The 18,480-nt window shown below is 41.1% G+C and carries 17 protein-coding genes and 1 riboswitch; of the genes, 11 read left to right on the top strand and 6 right to left on the bottom strand.

Features of this window, described 5'->3' with window-relative positions; translation table 11 throughout:
- Positions 1-90 precede the first annotated feature (90 nt).
- The 6 genes from J582_RS09985 (at position 91) to gluQRS (ending at position 6,562) form a co-directional block, all read left to right on the top strand.
- A complete protein-coding gene (locus tag J582_RS09985; RefSeq protein WP_200003969.1) occupies positions 91-1,173 on the top strand; it encodes a hypothetical protein in 1,083 nt (360 codons plus the stop codon).
- A 34-nt stretch (positions 1,174-1,207) separates the two neighbouring features.
- A riboswitch (TPP riboswitch) is annotated at positions 1,208-1,342 on the top strand.
- A 90-nt stretch (positions 1,343-1,432) separates the two neighbouring features.
- Positions 1,433-3,310: a phosphomethylpyrimidine synthase ThiC gene (gene thiC, locus J582_RS09990; protein WP_031982167.1), complete on the top strand. Its 1,878-nt coding sequence runs from the start codon at positions 1,433-1,435 to the stop codon at positions 3,308-3,310.
- Between the two features lie 75 nt (positions 3,311-3,385).
- A complete protein-coding gene (locus J582_RS09995; RefSeq protein WP_031952228.1) occupies positions 3,386-4,012 on the top strand; it encodes an NUDIX domain-containing protein in 627 nt (208 codons plus the stop codon).
- 4 nt (positions 4,013-4,016) lie between these two features.
- The gene (gene cpdA / locus J582_RS10000; RefSeq protein WP_031952226.1) at positions 4,017-4,829 is read left to right on the top strand and encodes a 3',5'-cyclic-AMP phosphodiesterase; all 813 of its coding nucleotides are present in this window, start codon (positions 4,017-4,019) and stop codon (positions 4,827-4,829) included.
- 210 nt (positions 4,830-5,039) lie between these two features.
- Positions 5,040-5,576, top strand: a complete 537-nt coding sequence (gene dksA, locus J582_RS10005; RefSeq protein WP_001262524.1) for an RNA polymerase-binding protein DksA — start codon at positions 5,040-5,042, stop codon at positions 5,574-5,576.
- A 2-nt stretch (positions 5,577-5,578) separates the two neighbouring features.
- Positions 5,579-6,562, top strand: coding sequence for a tRNA glutamyl-Q(34) synthetase GluQRS (gluQRS, locus tag J582_RS10010; RefSeq protein ID WP_081404866.1), 984 nt, complete (start codon positions 5,579-5,581; stop codon positions 6,560-6,562).
- Between the two features lie 50 nt (positions 6,563-6,612).
- On the opposite strand, the gene ftsW is transcribed toward gluQRS, so the two are convergent.
- The 5 genes from ftsW to J582_RS10035 form a co-directional block, all read right to left on the bottom strand.
- The gene (gene ftsW, locus J582_RS10015; RefSeq protein WP_004710933.1) at positions 6,613-7,809 is read right to left on the bottom strand and encodes a putative lipid II flippase FtsW; all 1,197 of its coding nucleotides are present in this window, start codon (positions 7,807-7,809) and stop codon (positions 6,613-6,615) included.
- 24 nt (positions 7,810-7,833) lie between these two features.
- On the bottom strand, positions 7,834-9,180 hold the full coding sequence (gene murD / locus J582_RS10020) for a UDP-N-acetylmuramoyl-L-alanine--D-glutamate ligase (protein ID WP_016803682.1): 1,347 nt from the start codon (positions 9,178-9,180) through the stop codon (positions 7,834-7,836).
- 147 nt (positions 9,181-9,327) lie between these two features.
- Entirely contained in the window at positions 9,328-9,579 is a 252-nt protein-coding gene (locus J582_RS10025; protein WP_002053159.1) for a DUF6587 family protein, read from the bottom strand.
- Positions 9,580-9,591: 12 nt separating this feature from the next.
- Entirely contained in the window at positions 9,592-11,448 is a 1,857-nt protein-coding gene (feoB, locus tag J582_RS10030; RefSeq protein WP_004710937.1) for a ferrous iron transporter B, read from the bottom strand.
- A complete protein-coding gene (locus J582_RS10035) occupies positions 11,445-11,705 on the bottom strand; it encodes a FeoA family protein (RefSeq protein WP_002053176.1) in 261 nt (86 codons plus the stop codon). The genes feoB and J582_RS10035 overlap by 4 nt, the downstream gene beginning before the upstream one ends.
- 143 nt (positions 11,706-11,848) lie before the next feature.
- On the opposite strand from J582_RS10035, the gene xerD reads away from it, so the two are divergent.
- The 4 genes from xerD (at position 11,849) to thrC (ending at position 16,472) form a co-directional block, all read left to right on the top strand.
- Positions 11,849-12,769 carry a site-specific tyrosine recombinase XerD gene (gene xerD / locus J582_RS10040; RefSeq protein ID WP_002053149.1) on the top strand — a complete coding sequence of 307 codons (921 nt, stop codon included), beginning with the start codon at positions 11,849-11,851 and terminating at the stop codon, positions 12,767-12,769.
- 146 nt (positions 12,770-12,915) lie between these two features.
- Positions 12,916-13,731 (top strand): DsbC family protein, encoded by an 816-nt coding sequence (locus J582_RS10045; protein ID WP_022575142.1) that lies wholly within the window; start codon positions 12,916-12,918, stop codon positions 13,729-13,731.
- A 244-nt stretch (positions 13,732-13,975) separates the two neighbouring features.
- Positions 13,976-15,277, top strand: coding sequence for a homoserine dehydrogenase (locus tag J582_RS10050; RefSeq protein WP_002048970.1), 1,302 nt, complete (start codon positions 13,976-13,978; stop codon positions 15,275-15,277).
- Between the two features lie 55 nt (positions 15,278-15,332).
- The gene (gene thrC, locus J582_RS10055) at positions 15,333-16,472 is read left to right on the top strand and encodes a threonine synthase (RefSeq protein ID WP_032047820.1); all 1,140 of its coding nucleotides are present in this window, start codon (positions 15,333-15,335) and stop codon (positions 16,470-16,472) included.
- A 108-nt stretch (positions 16,473-16,580) separates the two neighbouring features.
- Here thrC and pbpG read toward each other — a convergent pair whose 3' ends face one another.
- Complete coding sequence (gene pbpG / locus J582_RS10060; RefSeq protein ID WP_004710943.1) at positions 16,581-17,627, bottom strand: D-alanyl-D-alanine endopeptidase PBP7/8; 1,047 nt, start codon at positions 17,625-17,627, stop codon at positions 16,581-16,583.
- Positions 17,628-17,838: 211 nt separating this feature from the next.
- Between pbpG and J582_RS10065 the strand changes: the two genes are divergently transcribed.
- Positions 17,839-18,474, top strand: coding sequence for a response regulator (locus tag J582_RS10065; RefSeq protein ID WP_000633799.1), 636 nt, complete (start codon positions 17,839-17,841; stop codon positions 18,472-18,474).
- Positions 18,475-18,480 lie beyond the last annotated feature (6 nt).

Below are 18,480 nucleotides of genomic sequence, written 5' to 3' on the forward strand. Positions count from 1 at the left end.
GACCTACCTAATAATAAAGATTTCTAACAGTGATGCAATCTTTTTAAGCGTTATAATTTGAGCAATATTAATTTTGATAAAAATATAAAGATGAAAAAAATTCTAATGATGAGTATGTGCAGTGCACTACTTTTAGCTGGATGTAGTAAAACATCAGAGCAAGATCAGGCTGTATCTAAAGAGCAAAAATCAACTGCACAAAAGTCCACCGAACAGCGAGACAGTAGCTGCTTACAAATTATGGCTGCTATGCAGAAAATTAATCAAAATAGTAAAATAGAAGACCTAAATCAAATTAATGAAAAACTTAAAACCTGTGTTCCCTCTTTAAAAAATAATGAACAGCTTAAGCTAATTGAAGCATCGACGGCTATGTATCAGCGTTTTCTAAAACAAGAACATAATGAAAAAACAGCAAAAGCGTTTGAAGCTTTTGGATATGCCATTTTAGAACAAGAACTATTAGATGCTAAAAAAACAATGAAAACCAAGAAAAAGTTATTCGATCAGCTTAGTACTCGTGATCAATATCTGATTCAACACGAGGGCCAAGCCTATATTGAGCTACTCTATCAAGGTGAGGGCATGTTTACTTACCGCCGTCAGCCAAACTATTTAGTTGATGTTTTTGCTAAAGCCCTACCCGCTGACCAAAAAGAGTTCTTAACTCGCATGGCAAAAGACAATAAAGACATTTTCTATGACGATGGTGCGTTGGCTATCTCATGGAAAGAGCTTACTGAGCGTGCATTATTTTGGGAAAAATTTATTCAAAAATATCCAAAGAGTTATTTTATTAGTGATGTAAAATTATTATTTAATGAGTACCGATATTTTATTTTCTTTGGGCTAGATAATACGCCTGTATCCAATGAGTTTGCTCCAAACACATGGATTGATAAAGATGCTCTACAACAAATTCGTTTCTTATCTACACAAAAACAATCCAGCTTAGCAAAACCCGCTCAACAATTTCTGAAGTTTATTGCCACTCCTGTGGATGAGCGTAATAAACAATTCAAGACAGATTTAATTGATGAAAATGGACAAAAAAAATCAACTTACCAGATTGTGCATGAACAACTTGAGCAATTATTAGAATTAGAGTCACCGTGGAATACCAAAAGTTATCGTGACTGCCACATGGATGCGGTTTGTATAGATACAAATTGACAATGCCAGCCAACCTAAAACATGTTAGTCTTTAAATCGCTTGACGGAGCGCGAGTAATAGCTCGCTGAGATTGTGTAAATTCCGTGTTATCGCAACACAAGTTTGATCACAAGTACCGTTGAACCTGATCAGGTTAAGACCTGCGTAGGAATCAAGCCATCTGAAAACTTAAAGCCCTCAATTTATCTAGTTCAAGATAAATCCGCCATCGTTTTTGGTCGTGCTTGATTCGTTGATGTTATTCATAAGGATCATGTGATGAACCAATTAACGAATCTCTCTTCTGCTGAAATTTCAGCACAACATGAACAAGATGCAAAAGATTTAACCCGCATCTTACCCGCTTCAAAAAAAGTTTATATTGAAGGCTCTCGCCCTGATATTCAGGTTCCAATGCGAGAAATTTCTTTAACTGACACCCCAACTGGCCTTGGTGGTGAGCACAACCCACCTATTATGGTATATGACACTTCAGGTGTTTATACTGACCCAAATGTTCAAATTGATTTAAACAAAGGTTTACCTTCAGTTCGCCAAAAATGGATTGAAGAACGTAACGATACTGACGTACTTTCGGGTTTAACTTCAAAGTTTGGTCAGGAGCGTTTAAAAGATATTCGTACTGCTGATATTCGCTTTGCACATATTCAAAACCCACGCCGCGCTAAAGCAGGCAAAAATGTCACTCAAATGCACTATGCCAAGCAAGGTATTATTACGCCTGAAATGGAATATATTGCGATTCGTGAAAATCAGCGTCAATGTGAAGCTGTAGATATGCGCCAGCACCCAGGTCAAAACTTTGGTGCGAAAAACTTAAAAGAAATTACACCTGAGTTTGTTCGCCAAGAAGTTGCCGAAGGCCGCGCTATTATTCCTGCCAACATTAACCACCCAGAACTTGAGCCAATGATTATTGGCCGTAATTTCTTGGTTAAGATTAATGCCAATATTGGTAACTCAGCGCTTGGCTCTTCAATTGATGAAGAAGTTGCGAAAATGACATGGGCAACCCGTTGGGGTGCTGACACTATTATGGACTTGTCTACAGGTAAAAATATTCATGAAACACGTGAATGGATTATTCGTAACTCACCTGTTCCAATCGGTACCGTACCTATTTATCAAGCGCTTGAAAAAGTGGATGGTGTTGCAGAAGACCTAACTTGGGAAATCTTCAAAGACACACTGATTGAACAAGCTGAGCAAGGCGTTGATTACTTCACCATTCACGCAGGTGTATTGCTTCGCTATGTGCCACTTACAGCAAACCGTTTAACGGGTATTGTGTCTCGTGGTGGTTCAATCATGGCGCAGTGGTGCCTCGCTCATCATGAAGAGAACTTCTTATACACACACTTCGACGAAATCTGTGAAATTATGAAAGCCTATGACGTGTCATTTAGCTTAGGCGATGGCTTACGTCCGGGTTGTATTCAAGATGCAAATGACGAAGCGCAGTTCAGTGAACTTAAAACATTGGGTGAGCTTACACACCGTGCATGGGAACATGATGTTCAGGTCATGATTGAAGGTCCGGGCCATGTACCAATGCACATGATTAAAGAGAACATGGACTTGCAGTTAGAGGTATGTAAAGAAGCACCATTCTATACACTTGGGCCTTTAACTACAGACATCGCTCCGGGTTATGATCACATTACTTCTGCAATTGGCGCAGCTATGATTGGTTGGTATGGCACAGCAATGCTTTGTTATGTGACACCAAAAGAGCATTTAGGTTTGCCAAACAAGAAAGATGTAAAAGACGGAATTATTACCTACAAGATTGCAGCACACGCAGCCGATCTTGCCAAAGGCCATCCGGGTGCACAGGTTCGTGATAATGCCTTGTCTAAAGCACGTTTCGAATTCCGTTGGGATGATCAGTTCAACCTAAGCCTAGATCCAGATACAGCACGCAGCATGCATGACGAGACTTTACCAAAAGAAGCGCATAAATCTGCACACTTTTGCTCAATGTGTGGTCCAAAATTCTGTTCAATGAAAATCACCCAGAATGTACGTGACTATGCCAACAATCTCACCAATAGCGATTCAGAGGTTGAAGAAGGCCTCAAAGCAATGAAAGAGGTTTACCAAGAGCAAGGACAAAAACTGTATCATAAAGTGTAAATATTCAAAAAAAACACTTGCCTAGCCATGATTCTCGGTTAGGATGAAATAAATAGATTTCGTCCTGATCGAATCATGAGTATTGTCGAGCATCCAAGTTATACATCTAAAGATGTCGAAGTAACATCACGTGAACCTCTGTTCAGTGGTTTTATTCAAGTTGAAAAAGTCAGCCTTCGACATCGTCTATTTAATCAATCTGAATATACTCCTGTATTGCAGCGCGAACTTGTGCATCGACCTGAAGCGGCTGGTGTCCTACTCTACAATGACCAAAAACAACAGTTTGCCCTAATTGAACAGTTTCGTGTTGGTGCTTTAGATGACTCTCAATCGCCGTGGCAACTCGAAATTATTGCAGGCGTGTTAGATGGCAATGAGTCACCAGAAAGTTGTATTCGCCGTGAAAGCCTTGAAGAATCAGGTTGTGAAGTTCAGGATTTAGAGCATCTATTTAGTTTTTACCCATCAGCAGGCGCCTGTTCAGAATTATTTCATCTATATGTCGCCGAAACCAATTTACCTGCTGTAGGCGGTGTTTTTGGAGTAGATGATGAGGGTGAAAATATTCAGCTGCATTTGTTTAGTTATAGCGAAATTCAAACACTACTCGACAGCGGACGTTTAAGAAATGCCCCTGTTATTATGGCATTACAATGGCTGGCTCAACACAGCAAAACGATAATAAATCCGAAGAGGTAGGACGGTGACTTTCCAAGTCTCAACACTTTCACAAAAAAATCATGTCATCATACAAATTACCGATACACATTTATTGGAGTATCCACAGCTAGAATTTGTGGGGATGAATCCTGAAGAAAGTTTCCATGCCATTATCCAGCAGATATTGAAACAACATCCAGAAGCGGACGCGATTATTCATACCGGAGACCTCGCACAAGCCCCAACCCCTATTACCTACAAGCGTTATATCAGCTTTATGCAAACCTTAGGTTTGCCTTTTTTCCACACGCTCGGTAATCATGACAATGTGGACTACTTTCCACTGCATAACGAAAATCATCAGGAACCTGTGGTGGTCGGTTTAGGGAATTGGCGCATCATTATGCTCAACAGTGCCGTAAAGGGAAAAGTAGATGGTCATTTGTCATTGGAACAATTAGAAAATTTAGAAAACTTACTTGAGCAATTTGCAGATCATCCAGTTCTGCTGGCTTGCCATCATCACCCATTTGCCATGAAATCAAAATGGATTGATCATCATAAGCTACAAAACTCAAATGCACTGCTAGATACGTTAAGCCCATTTAAAAATGTAAAGGCTTTAGTTTGTGGACACGTACATCAAGACTCTCTTAATATTTGGCAAGGTATCGAATTTTTCTCGACACCTTCCACAAGTGTACAATTTAAACCGTTTAGTAACGATTTTGCACTCGATCAAAATGCACCGGGTTACCGTTACATTCGTCTGAATAATGATGGTACTTTTGAAACAAAAGTGTTTCGACTTGAAAATTTCGAAACCCATATAAACACTGATATTTCAGGATATTAGTCCTAAATTGAATACCTCTATGAGGAATTATGACTAGGGCAAACACGTTTTGAAATTATTTACGGGATAGAATGACTATCATCTTGCAGGAAAAATCTATATGATGACGACCCGATGGAAAAATCCATCGATGGTTTTCTATAAAAACACTTGCATATCACCATATTTTTTGCGTATAGATAATACGTGTATGATGAGGAATGCCCTATTATGGCGAATGACAACCACAACCAAGTTTTGGATGAACATACAGAAGTTGTAGTAGAAGGTGATAAAGCTTCTGCAAAACGTGCACGTAAAGTGAAACCTAAAACTTCTGACGTAGGCTCAACTGCAAGTTTATTTGGTATTGCACCTTATCAACCTAAGAAAAATGAAGAGTACATGTCTGAAGGACAGCTCGAGCATTTCCGACAAATTCTGCAAGCATGGAAAGCTGAATTAATGTCTGAAGTTGATCGTACTTTAAATACGATGCAAGATGAATCAACTGCATTGCCAGACGTAAATGACCGTGCTACCCAAGAAGAAGAATTTGCAATTGAATTACGTACACGTGACCGTGAACGTAAATTAATTCGTAAAATCGAACAATCTCTTGAAGCGATTAAAAACGAAGACTACGGTTTCTGTGAAACTTGTGGTATCGAAATCGGCTTACGTCGTTTAGAAGCGCGTCCAACTGCAACGTTATGTATTGACTGCAAAACCTTGGCAGAAATTAAAGAGAAGCAAAATAACGGTTAATTGTGACGGTTAAGAATTCTCTAGCCGAGTTCGACTCGACTTTTGCGCAGCAGTTAAATCGCTTGCCAGAAAAGCATAGCTTTTCTCTTGCGCAGCGGCGGAACAATGTTCCACTTAATCGCTGCTCATACTCAGGCCGGTTTGCGCCCTCGCCAACCGGCCCTTTACATTTCGGATCACTGATTACTGCTGTTGCCAGTTACTGTGATGCTAGAGCTCACAAAGGGCGATGGTTTGTTCGTGTTGAAGATACTGACATTCCGCGCATCTATCCTGGTAGTGAAGACCATATACTCGCATCAATTGAAGCTTTTCAGTTCGATCCTGATGCAGAGATCATCTTTCAAAAAGACCGCCTAAATATTTATGAAAGCGTATTAGACCAACTTAAAAAAGAAGGTTTAGTTTACGCCTGTCAATGTACCCGTAAAATGCTCGGTTCAAATGCAATCTATGCAGGTACTTGCCGTGATTTGCATCTCGATTTTCAAGATCAAGCGATTCGCGTAAAAGTTCAGGATCAGCAGATCTGTTTCGATGATCGATTGCAAGGACTTCATTGTTCTAATCTACAACATGACCTTGGTGACTTTGTTCTTAAACGCCGTGATGGCATTATTAACTACCAACTTGCTGTTGTCGTGGATGATTATCTACAAGGTATTACACACGTTGTTCGTGGTGCAGACCTTTTAGATAACACTGAACGCCAAATCTGGCTGGGTCGGCTCCTCGGTTACCCTAAACTAAGCTATATGCATCTTCCTCTGGCTATGAATGATCAGGGGCAAAAGCTTTCTAAACAAAATCTTGCTCAAGCACTCGATTTAACTAAAGCTCCTCAATTACTACAACACGCCATACAAGCCCTAGGTCAACCCAAGGTTGATTTAGATCGCCCTGAAGTGATGCTCAAGCAAGCTGTAGCTCAGTGGAATGTAGATTTAATTCCTCACGGACAAGAGCTTGGCGGAATATATTTATAAATAAAAAAAGCCCGATTCGATATCGGGCTTTTCATAACAACTGAAATAGTTTAGAAGTTCGATTCTTCTCTTTCAGGGTTTACTTCTTGAGTTGACGCATCAATCTTTAAGATCAAGCTAATCATAGCTGCACACATCATTAAAGACGTACCACCATAACTAATAAATGGTAGTGTTAAACCCTTGGTTGGCATTAAGCCCATGTTCATACCCGCATTTACCAAAATCTGGAGTAAGAAAATAATACTAATACCGTAAGCCAAATAGCCCGCGCGAAGATAATGATGTTTCAAGGCACGGTGTCCAATTTTGATACAACAAGCCAACATCAAGAAAGATAAGCCAATGACAATCGAAATACCAAAGAAGCCAAACTCTTCGCCTAACACGGCCAACATAAAGTCAGTATGCGCTTCTGGTAAATAAGATAGCTTTTGAACACTATGCCCTAAACCTGTTCCAAACCATTCACCACGGCCAAAAGCCATGAGTGCATTTGATAACTGATAACCCACACCTAATGGATCTGCCCATGGGTCGGTAAACGAAATCAAACGCTGGAAACGGTAAGGCTCAAACAAGATCAAAAACACGATACCAGTGACAATCGCACCAAGCATAATTAAGAACTGTGTTGGCGGCGCACCAGCTAAAAAGAATACACCCACCATCATCATGACGATAACAATCGTCGCACCCAAGTCAGGCTCGGCAATAATTAAACCGACCGTAATCGCCATCACACCACTTAAACGCAGTAAACCCTTCCAGTGCGTACGAACTTCTTTAGCACGGCGTACCACGTAGTCTGCCGTAAAGATTGCCATCATGACTTTGGCAACCTCTGTAGGTTGTAAGGTAAAACCACCGATTTTAATCCAACGTGTAGAACCATTGACTTCCGAACCTACCGCCAAAGCAGCAAGTAACAGAACCATGGTTAACAACCACAGCGGAAACGTATTTTTAAACCATGTATTGAGTGAGATTCGGTAGGTCAAATACGCCACGACCCCAGCAACCGCAATAGATATTGCATGGCGGATGACATAGTGAAACGGGTTCTCATGCATATATTCTGCATAAGGCATCGAAGCAGATGCTACCATCACCGAACCGATACATAACAATGCAACGACACAGAAAATCAAGACATTACGTGGCGTCACTTCCGCTGGCCATTTCGGCAATATCCGTTCATACCAATGATTGATTTTCTGGATTGTGGTCTGAGCTAAGCCTGCCATACTACATTCCTAATCATATTTTCTTTAAACCAACGAATTGACGCAGGCAACAAACTGCTGACCACGATCATTATAACTTTTAAACATATCAAAACTCGCACATGCTGGTGATAGCAATACCACATCTTCAGCTTGTGTTTCACGTTGACATAGCTCGACAGCTTCTTTAAGTGTTGCCGCATGTAAAATTTTAGTTGCGCCTTGAATGGCCTGCTCGATGACAGGCGCATCTTCACCAATCAATACCACAACTTTGGCATACTTTTCGATAGAAGAACGTAAAGGAGTAAAGTCTTGACCTTTACCCTGCCCACCTAAAATTAGGGCAACTTTACCTTTTTTCACTTCAATCGCAGCACCTAAACCATCAATTGCTGCAAGTGTGGCGCCCACATTGGTTCCTTTTGAGTCATTGTAATAACGTACATCATGTACGGTCTTTACATACTCACAGCGGTGCTCTAAACCTTTAAAGTGTTTTAAAGTTTCAAGCATAGATTCCATAGGTAAGCCAATTGCTTCACCCAATGCTAAACACGCTAAAGCATTAGCTACATTGTGCATACCTTGAATATATAAGTCTGAGCTTTTAATTAAACGCTGCAAGCCACGAGCAAGCCAAAGTGTACCGTCAGCATCTCTTAAAACGCCGTACTGGTTTAAGTCAGGTGCATTTAGACCAAAGCTTTGCATTGGCGTTGTATCAGGTACAAGAGGACGGCTTAAAGCGTCATCACGGTTAAATACAACTTTCTTGACACCTTGGAAAATACGGTGCTTTGCTTGGTGATACCCCAGCATATTGCCATGACGATCTAAGTGATCTTCACTCATGTTCAGTACCACAGCTACCTCAGCATTTAAGTGAGATGTGGTTTCTAACTGGAAGCTTGATAACTCAAGTACCAATAACTCTGGTTGATCTTTAAGTAAATCTAGAGCTGGGCGACCAAGGTTACCACCAACGGCAACTTTCTTACCTGCATCTTTAGCCATTAAGCCCATTAAAGTAGTAACAGTACTCTTCGCGTTAGAGCCTGTAATCGCAACAATCGGTACATCAGTTGCACGGCGAAGTAGCTGAATATCACCTACTACAGAAATACCTTTAGCAATAGCAGCCTGAATTTCTGGTAATTGTGGTGCAAGGCCTGGGCTTAAAATAATTTCTTCTGCTTGTAGTAATAATTCTTGATCCAGTTTACCAAAACTGGTCTTCACGTCTGCAGGAATTTGATCATGTCCGGGAGGTGTGGGGCGGGAATCCGTTACTGCAACTTGGTAGCCTTGTTCATGCAGGAAATTTACAGCAGAAACACCTGATATACCCAAGCCTGCTACAACTTTTAACCCACCACGTTGTATTAACATTTTTGCCCCACAATTTATCAATCGACAGAATGGCAAAAATGTTAGCACTTTGCTGTTTTGAATACTTTTTCAGTTTGACTTTTATTCTACTTTTTTTGTGTCAGTGCGTAAAAAAGCCATCATTCGATGGCTTTTTATACAGAAAAATTAACGCCACTTCACCGTTTGTACCGGAGCGGACTTTTGGGTAGGTGCATCATCAGTAGAACAGCCACAATTGCCACCACAACCGGCAGCCTGTTTAGGCTTCAACCATGACGCCAAACGCTGCCAACCCAAGCGTTGACACTGGATTGATAATGCAAGAAATACTGAAGCGGACGTTTGAGGAAATACCTTTTTAAAGACAACAATGGCACTCCACAACACCAATACAGCAACAATAAGGTAATCAAACATAAGCGCCTCCTATTAACCCCAAATGCGTGATGCAATTTGGTAGGTTAAAAATGACATGAGATAAGCCAAACCAAATAGATAAGCCGTCATGACAGCCACATGTTTCCATGAACCTGTCTCACGGCGTACCGTTGCCAAGGTTGCTAAACAATGTGGTGCATAAATAAACCAGACCAATAAAGATAGTCCTGTAGCCAATGACCAACCCGTGCCGTTTGCACTAATCAAATGAGCAAGCCCCTGTGCAACAGCATTATCATCAGCACCAGATAACGCATATACCGTACCTAATGCAGCAACCACCACCTCACGAGCAGCCATTGCGGGAATGAGAGCCACCACGATTTGCCAGTTAAAGCCAAGCGGTGCGAATAAAGGCTGAATAAAGTGCCCTGCCATACCCGCAAAACTATAATCAATTGCTGGTAGCGTTGCGCCTTCGGGTGGTTGAGGGAAAGTACACAAGAACCAAAGAATAATGGTCAATGCAACAATAATCCCACCAACACGACGTAAGAAAATCTTTGCGCGTTCCATCAACCCAATAGCGATACTTTTTGGATCAGGAAAACGATAACTTGGTAATTCCATTAACAAGGCATGCTGTGATTTGTCTTTACGCAAAAACTTCATCACAAAGGCAACACAAAGTGCACTTAAAATACCTGCCATGTATAAACCAAACAGCACCAAACCTTGTAAGTTAAAGATGCCTAAAACAGTTTGACTTGGAATAAATGCACCAATTAACAAGGCATAGACAGGCAAACGTGCCGAACATGTCATGAGAGGTGCAACCATGATCGTGGTAAAACGGTCACGTGAATCACTAATACTTCGGGTTGCCATAATGCCAGGAATCGCACAGGCAAAACTTGATAATAATGGAATGAAAGAGCGACCACTCAAGCCGGCTTTAAACATTAATTTATCGAGCAAGAACGCTGCACGCGGTAAATAACCTGATTCTTCGAGTACCAAAATAAAGAAGAAGAGAATCAAAATTTGTGGCAAGAAAGCCAGTACTGTGCCCGCTCCTGCCAGAACACCGTCTACGACTAAACTGCGTAGCACAGGTTGATGGATGGCTCCATTTAACCACTCACCTAACCATGGGATTACCCCATCTTCAATTGCAGCTTTAAAAGGTTCAGCCCAAGCAAATACTGCCTGAAAGACAATAAACATCATTACTGCCAAGCTGAGTAAGCCCAACACAGGATGTAAGAAAATTCGATCTAGAAAGTCAGTACGCTTATCATCATGATCAACAAAATTAACCACATCTTTAAAAATCGTTTCGATTTTCTGATGATGCCCACCACTTAAACCACTCAGTTCAGTATGAGGTACGGTATATTTTTCTTGATCAAGCGCATGCAATAAATTTTCAATACCTGAATTACGTACGGCAACCGTTTCAACAACAGGAACACCTAAACGCTCAGAGAGTTTCTGTGTATTGATTTGAATACCGCGACGACGCGCTTCATCCATCATGTTCAATACAACCAGAATTGGACGCCCTAATTCAATAATTTCAAGCACCAAACCCAAATGCAGTTTTAAGTTCGTCGCATCGACAATACATAAAAAAGCATCTTGCTGTCCTTCTTCGGCAATTTTGCCTTGGCAGACATCACGGGTAATTTCTTCATCTGGGCTAGTTGCCTGCAAACTATAGGTACCCGGTAAATCTAGTACACGAACTGCACGGCCTGAAGGTAATTGAAAGTTACCGACTTTACGCTCTACAGTTACACCCGCATAGTTAGCAACTTTTTGTCTTGTTCCAGTTAAATGGTTAAACAGCGAAGTTTTACCGCAGTTCGGGTTTCCCACAAGGGCAATACGTAGCGCATTACTCATGCGGGTACTCCTTCTAACTGAATCTCGATTTTTTCCGCTTCCGCCTTACGTAAAGCGAAACGAGTAAAGCCAATTTGGATTAAGATCGGATCACCACCAAAAATACCTTTGGTAATCACCTCTACTCGAGTACCTGGTACAAAGCCCAAGCTTTCCAAACGAATTGCGACCAAATCTTGTTGCTCGGATGTTTGTGTCATCCGATCTACTTTGGTGATGGTAGCCGCTTGCTTCACTTTCAACGCTGATAAACGCACCGCATCCGATCCTAAACCTTTTTTACTAGTATACATATAAATGAGAATAATTACCAAATAAGGTTAAATTTCAATTCTCACCTACTTTAATCGACAAATCTTAAAGTTTCTTTTAAAGTACAGTGGTTTAGAGGACATTGTTTATGATAAATAAGAAACCGCGTATTCCAAGCCCTGTTCAAATTCCTGAACATTTGAGCTTTTTACAAGGTTTTCGCGACTATTTAGTTGCACAAACAGTGAGTCCACATACTCGTAATGCTTATTTATCTGACCTGATTCAATGTGCTGAACTTCATAAAAAAAATAGCTTGCCGAAATGGTCGAGTGATGACATTTCTGATGTTCTCATTGAACTCACCAAAATAGGAAAAAGTCCACGCTCAATTGCACGTTGTTTATCTGCCCTACGCCAGTTTTACAAATTTTTACGTGAGCAAAAATTACGAAGCGATAACCCGGTAGCGACACATCACTCGCCCAAAATTGGCCGAGCTTTACCTAAGGATTTATCAGAAGAAGATGTCGAAGCACTGATTCAAGCGCCTGACATTACAACAGCTTTGGGGTTACGTGATCGAGCGATGTTTGAAGTACTTTATGCATGTGGTTTACGTGTTTCCGAGCTAATCAACTTGCGCTTGGAGCTAATCAATTTAAAACAAGGCTATTTACGTATTACTGGTAAAGGCAATAAAGAACGTTTAGTACCATTAGGCCAATATGCTTGTGACTGGGTAGAACGCTACTTAAATGATGCACGTCCACAACTTTATAAAACTTCCACTGACTATTTATTTTTAACTCAACATGGCGGAATCATGAGCCGTCAGAATTTTTGGTATGCAATTAAACGATATGCACTACAAGCCAATATTCAGGCTGAGCTGTCGCCTCATACCTTACGCCATGCCTTTGCAACACACTTGCTCAATCATGGCGCTGACTTGCGCGTAGTACAAATGTTACTGGGCCATAGTGACTTATCTACCACCCAAATCTATACCCACGTAGCGCAAGTAAGAATGCAACAATTACATGAAAAACATCACCCTAGGGGTTAAAAATTTTTAAACGAATTATATGAAATACACCGAACAATCATTTGATTTCGTTCACAAAGGTTAAGAAAGTTTTAACAATACACATTAGATTTTTTGTTATGCTTAGCAGCTTCTGACTATAAATACTGATGAAATAAGGGTTATCTATGTCCTTTACCCGATCTCAAATTTTTCTTGCCTGTGCTTTGGCTTCTAGCTTGTTGTTCAGTGCTTGTTCTAAAGAAAACAAACCACAAAAAGAAGATGCGCTCACAGCGACCGCACCTGCTACTGGGGAAGCTTCAACCATCATTGAACGTAATGCTAAACAACGTTTAATCGAAACTTTGCAAAAACAATTTAAGAATGCAAACATCAACGTCAAAATTTTAGACATCAAACCGACTGAAGTACCTAATTTATATTGGGTAAACCTTGAAGGTATGACTTCTGTTTATACGACAAGTGATGGTAAGTACCTTATTCAAGGTGATGTCATCCGTTTAGGCGGTAAAGAGCTGCATAATATTGGCGACAACCTTCAAGCATCAGAAAACAAAAAGCACCTTGCTGCTTTAAAAAATGAAGATTTGATTGTTTACCCAGCTAAGGGTGGTAAAGCTAAACATGTAATTTATGTGTTTACCGATGCAAGTTGTCCTTATTGCCACAAACTACATGAGCATTTAGCCGAGATTAATGAGAAAGGCATTGAGGTTCGTTACATTGCGTGGCCACGTGGCGAACAATTTATGCCAACGATGGAAGCCGTTTGGTGTAGTGCAGACCGTAAAGCTGCATTTAATCAAGCTGTACAAGGCATTAATATTCCACCTGCTCAATGTAAAAATCCTGTTCGCGAACAATATCAACTTGGTTTAAACATGGGTGTGAATGGTACTCCAGCCATCTACAACGTTGACGGACAATATCTCGGTGGCTACTTAACACCAGATGAGTTAGTTAAACGTCTGGATAAATAATATTCTCAATTTTGATGAATAGTTCACCAGTTATCTTGTACACAAAGCGCTGCTCTTATTGCAGCGCTTTGTTTTTTCAATAAATAGTTCTTTACATGCCAGTGTTTAAAGACTGATCTACTCTGCTTTTCCGAACATCGCACTCTAATTGATTGAACAGGCACGAAAAGCGCTAGAGTCTGGCGTTTTTTTTAGCTATGATCTAGCTTCAATTAAATGATTCAATGATGATATGGAGTGTGACGTGAAACCAGTTCGCCTGGCAATACTCGGTCTAGGTACCGTAGGTGGAGGAGCCCTTAAACTACTACAAGAAAATGCCGCTGAAATTAAACGTCGCACCGGTCGAGAAATTCAAATTACCCACGTTGGAACACGTCGCCCTCGTCCAGATCTCGAATTAGAAGGGATTAAACAAAGCGCAGACTTACTTGATATCGTTCGTCAACCCGATGTAGATGTGGTTGTAGAAGTGATGGGTGGTATTCACCCTGCTTACGAAGTCATTATGGAAGCCATCAAGCACGGTAAACAAGTTGTTACTGCAAACAAAGCTTTACTCGCTGAACATGGTAATGAACTATTTAAAGCAGCAGAAGACAACGCTGTCCAAATTGCTTATGAAGCAGCAGTTGCTGGCGGCATTCCAATTATTAAAGTGATTCGTGAAGGCCTTGCTGCAAACCATATTGAATGGCTAGCAGGCATCATTAATGGTACAGGTAACTTTATTCTCACTGAAATGCGTGAGAAAGGTCGTGCATTTGATGATGTATTAAAAGAAGCTCAAGAACTCGGTTATGCAGAAGCAGACCCAACTTTTGATGTTGAAGGTATTGATGCTGCGCATAAACTTACAATTTTAGCGTCTTGTGCGTTCGGTATTCCTCTGCAGTTCGATAAAGTCTATACCGAAGGTATCAGCAAAATCACTGCGCAAGATGTGAAATATGCCGAAGAACTTGGTTTCCGCATTAAACATTTAGGTATTGCACGTCGTGCTGAACATGGTATTGAGTTACGTGTTCACCCAACGCTTATTCCAGATGAGCAGCTTATTGCCAACGTAAACGGCGTTAAAAATGCTGTCTTAGTTCAAGCCAATGCCGTTGGTCCAACGCTGTACTACGGCGCTGGTGCTGGCGCTGGTCCAACAGCTTCTGCGGTCGTTGCCGATGTGATTGATATTGTTCGTGACATCTCTTATACAGAAGATGGTGCAGGCACAATTCCTCAACTGGCTTTCGAAGCATTAACAAATATGCCAATTTTAAGCCGTGAACAAATGACTACAGGTTATTACATCCGCTTAAATGCTGAAGATCAGACTGGTGTACTTGCAGATGTAACAACCATCTTAAGCCGTGCTGGAATCAGTATTGATGCCATCATGCAACAATCACGCTTAAAAGACCTCATTCCAATCGTAATTTTGACCGATCCAATCGTTGAATCAAAAATGGATGACGCTCTTGCGCAAATTCAAGCATTACCTGCAATTCGTGGCGAAATCGTAAGAATTCGTTTAGAATCGCTCGATAGTTAATCAGGTTGAGGGAAAGATTCCCTCTCCCGCTTCACCTCATAATTGGAACACCATCATGTCTAATGCCAATCGTTATACTGGTCTTGTAGATCGTTATCGTGACCGTTTGCCAGTTTCGGCAACTACTCGTGCTATCTCTTTGGGTGAAGGCAACACCCCTCTCATTAAACTTGAGAATATTCCACGTATTATTGGCAAAGATGTTGAAATTTATGTGAAATATGAGGGCTTAAACCCGACTGGTTCATTTAAAGACCGTGGTATGACCATGGCTGTAACCAAAGCGGTTGAAGAAGGTTCTAAAGCAATTATCTGTGCATCTACGGGTAACACGTCTGCTGCTGCTGCTGCATACGCTGCTCGCGCTGGTATCAAAGCATTTGTTTTGATTCCAGAAGGCAAAATTGCGATGGGTAAAATGGCTCAAGCCATGATGTATGGTGCGATCACTATGCAAATCCGTGGTAACTTCGATGATGGTATGCGTCTAGTAAAAGAAGTGGCTGATCAAGCTCCTGTAACGATTGTAAACTCAATCAACCCTTACCGTTTGCAAGGTCAAAAGACGATTGCTTATGAAATTGTTGAAGCTTTAGGCCGTGCACCTGACTATCACTGCTTGCCAGTAGGTAACGCAGGTAACATCACCGCTCACTGGATGGGTTATACAGAAGCTGTAGCAAACCAACCTGCTGATCAGTTTGAACAAGTGATTTATGATGCTGCGACCGATCAATTTACCGGTCCTAAACCAGAAGGCTTACCAACAATGGTAGGTTACCAAGCTTCTGGTGCAGCTCCATTCTTGCGTGGTGCTCCAGTTGAAAGCCCTGAAACAGTTGCAACTGCAATCCGTATTGGTAATCCACAAAGCTGGAACCATGCAAAAGCTGTGGTACGCGACTCTAATGGCTGGTTTGATGAACTTCAAGACAGCGAAATTTTAGAAGCTCAACGCTTACTTTCTATGTATGAAGGTGTATTTGTTGAGCCAGCGTCTGCTGCTTCTATCGGTGGTGCGATCCGTGACATTAAAGCGGGTAAAATTGCTGAAGGTTCTGTCATCGTATGTACAGTAACTGGTAATGGCTTGAAAGATCCTGATACTGCAATCAAACAATGTGCTGATGCAGTGATGTTGTCAATTGATGCAACAATGGATCAAGTAAAAGATTCGATTTTATCTAATATGTAAAATCTGAATTTTTATAAAAAACGGCTGTATTAAACAGCCGTTTTTTTATGCTATTTAAAATGGCATAAAAAAACGCTTCTTAATAGAAGCGTTTTTAAAATATTTAACTTAAATACGTTTTGGCAAATTACTCAACCAACCTAACAAGTTAGTTGCATCGTTATTACGCGCCTGTGTACTTGGTTCACCAAGCAATACAATGACTGCTGGACGTGAGTTCACAGTAGTATGCATAACAACACAACGGCCTGCTTCATTAATATAACCGGTCTTAGATAAGTTGATATTCCAACCACCATTACGCACTAAAGCATTGGTATTGTTTGACTTGAGTACACGGTAGCCTAAATTAAAGTCGTAAGTTGGTGTTGTTGAGAATTGACGGATCAAACCATACTGAGACGCTGTACTCGCCAAAATCCCCAAGTCACGCGCCGAAGAGACATTACGTGGGTCTAAACCAGTTGATTCGTAATAATGAGTGGCATTCATACCCAAAGAACGTGCTTTAGCATTCATCGCTGCTACGAATGCAGGACGTCCGCCCGGATAAGTACGCGCTAAAGCTGCTGCCGCTGGGTTTTCTGACTTCATTAAAGCAAACAGAAGAACTTCTGCACGGTTCATCTTGTCGCCCACACGTAAGGTAGAGCTTGAGTTCTTGCCATTTGCACCGGCAAAATCGATTTGCTCAAGTGTAATTTCTTCTGACATGTTTAAACGCGCATCTGCGGTTACAACTGCTGTCATTAATTTGGTAATAGACGCAATCGGTACTGACGCGTTGGTGTTTTTACTATAAAGGACCTCACCCGTTTGCGCATCCATTACAAGTGCAGCACGTGCACTAACACTCGGCTGGGCATTATAGCCCACGGTATCACGGATTGGAGCAACTCTAGGTGTAGAGCTAATAACTTTCGGTGCATTACTGCCACGTAAAGTTGTAGTAACAGACGTTGAACCTTGCGGAGTCGGCTCATCATCTTCATCATTTAAAAGTTGACTAGCATCCGCTGCAGACCAATTTAAACTTGCAGTACCAGTACTCCCTGAGGACGGGTTATTGACGAGTTCTGCAAAGCTTGTTGAACTCAAACTAAGCAAAATAGACATGCTTAGCACATGCATTAAAGACTTTTTAGAATTTTTCACGGCACAATACTCGACTCAGGGTGACACACATTTGCGCTTACTATCATTATGCCTTACATTTGAGATATAAGGTATAAAGCTTTACCGACACAATTGTGCACAACTATTCGCTCACTATAGAAGAATAGGATTGCTAATTTTGTCATTCCATTGCAAGCTTATTTTGCTTTATGTAACAAAAAACTTGTTTTTTGAAAGAAAGGAGGTCTTCTTGATTACAGTTTTAGTTGTCGATGACCATGAACTGGTACGTACGGGTATTTGCCGTATGTTAGAAGATCATGCAGATGTTGAGGTAATTGGACAAGCCGAATCTGGGGAAGAAGCTATTGCTATCGTTCGCCAGCAACATCCGCAAGTCGTACTACTTGATGTCAACATGCCAGGCATCGGTGGTGTAGAAACAACTCGTCGTTTATTACAAACAGCTCCAGAGACGAAAGTCATTGCTGTAAGTGGCCTTGCCGAAGAACCCTACCCATCTTTATTGCTAAAAGCTGGAGCAAAAGGCTATATCACCAAAGGAGCCCCAATTGCCGAGATGGTTCGTGCAATTAATAAGGTCATGCAGGGTGGTAAATATTTTAGTGCCGATATTGCCGAGCAACTGGCAAGCTCTTATTTATCTGATACTCAACAATCTCCTTTTGATTCGTTATCGGAGCGGGAAATGCAAGTTGCGATGATGGTCGTTAACTGTATTAGCGCACAAGAAATTGCCGATAAACTTTTTGTAAGTGTGAAAACTGTAAATACTTACCGTTACCGTATTTTTGAAAAGTTAGGAATTGATAGTGATGTAAAACTCACACATCTTGCGATTCGTTACGGTCTGATCAAACCATAATCAGAC

Origin of the sequence: Acinetobacter sp. 1566109, assembly GCF_000582255.1 — a bacterium.
Lineage (GTDB): Bacteria > Pseudomonadota > Gammaproteobacteria > Pseudomonadales > Moraxellaceae > Acinetobacter > Acinetobacter nosocomialis.

Coding starts and splice junctions, on each gene's coding strand:
- J582_RS09985 (WP_200003969.1), top strand. CDS start 91: ATGAAAAAAATTCTAATGATGAGTATGTGCAGTGCACTACTTTTAGCT.
- thiC (WP_031982167.1), top strand. CDS start 1,433: ATGAACCAATTAACGAATCTCTCTTCTGCTGAAATTTCAGCACAACAT.
- J582_RS09995 (WP_031952228.1), top strand. CDS start 3,386: ATGAGTATTGTCGAGCATCCAAGTTATACATCTAAAGATGTCGAAGTA.
- dksA (WP_001262524.1), top strand. CDS start 5,040: ATGGCGAATGACAACCACAACCAAGTTTTGGATGAACATACAGAAGTT.
- ftsW (WP_004710933.1), bottom strand. CDS start 7,809: ATGGCAGGCTTAGCTCAGACCACAATCCAGAAAATCAATCATTGGTAT.
- murD (WP_016803682.1), bottom strand. CDS start 9,180: ATGTTAATACAACGTGGTGGGTTAAAAGTTGTAGCAGGCTTGGGTATA.
- J582_RS10025 (WP_002053159.1), bottom strand. CDS start 9,579: ATGTTTGATTACCTTATTGTTGCTGTATTGGTGTTGTGGAGTGCCATT.
- feoB (WP_004710937.1), bottom strand. CDS start 11,448: ATGAGTAATGCGCTACGTATTGCCCTTGTGGGAAACCCGAACTGCGGT.
- xerD (WP_002053149.1), top strand. CDS start 11,849: ATGATAAATAAGAAACCGCGTATTCCAAGCCCTGTTCAAATTCCTGAA.
- J582_RS10045 (WP_022575142.1), top strand. CDS start 12,916: ATGTCCTTTACCCGATCTCAAATTTTTCTTGCCTGTGCTTTGGCTTCT.
- thrC (WP_032047820.1), top strand. CDS start 15,333: ATGTCTAATGCCAATCGTTATACTGGTCTTGTAGATCGTTATCGTGAC.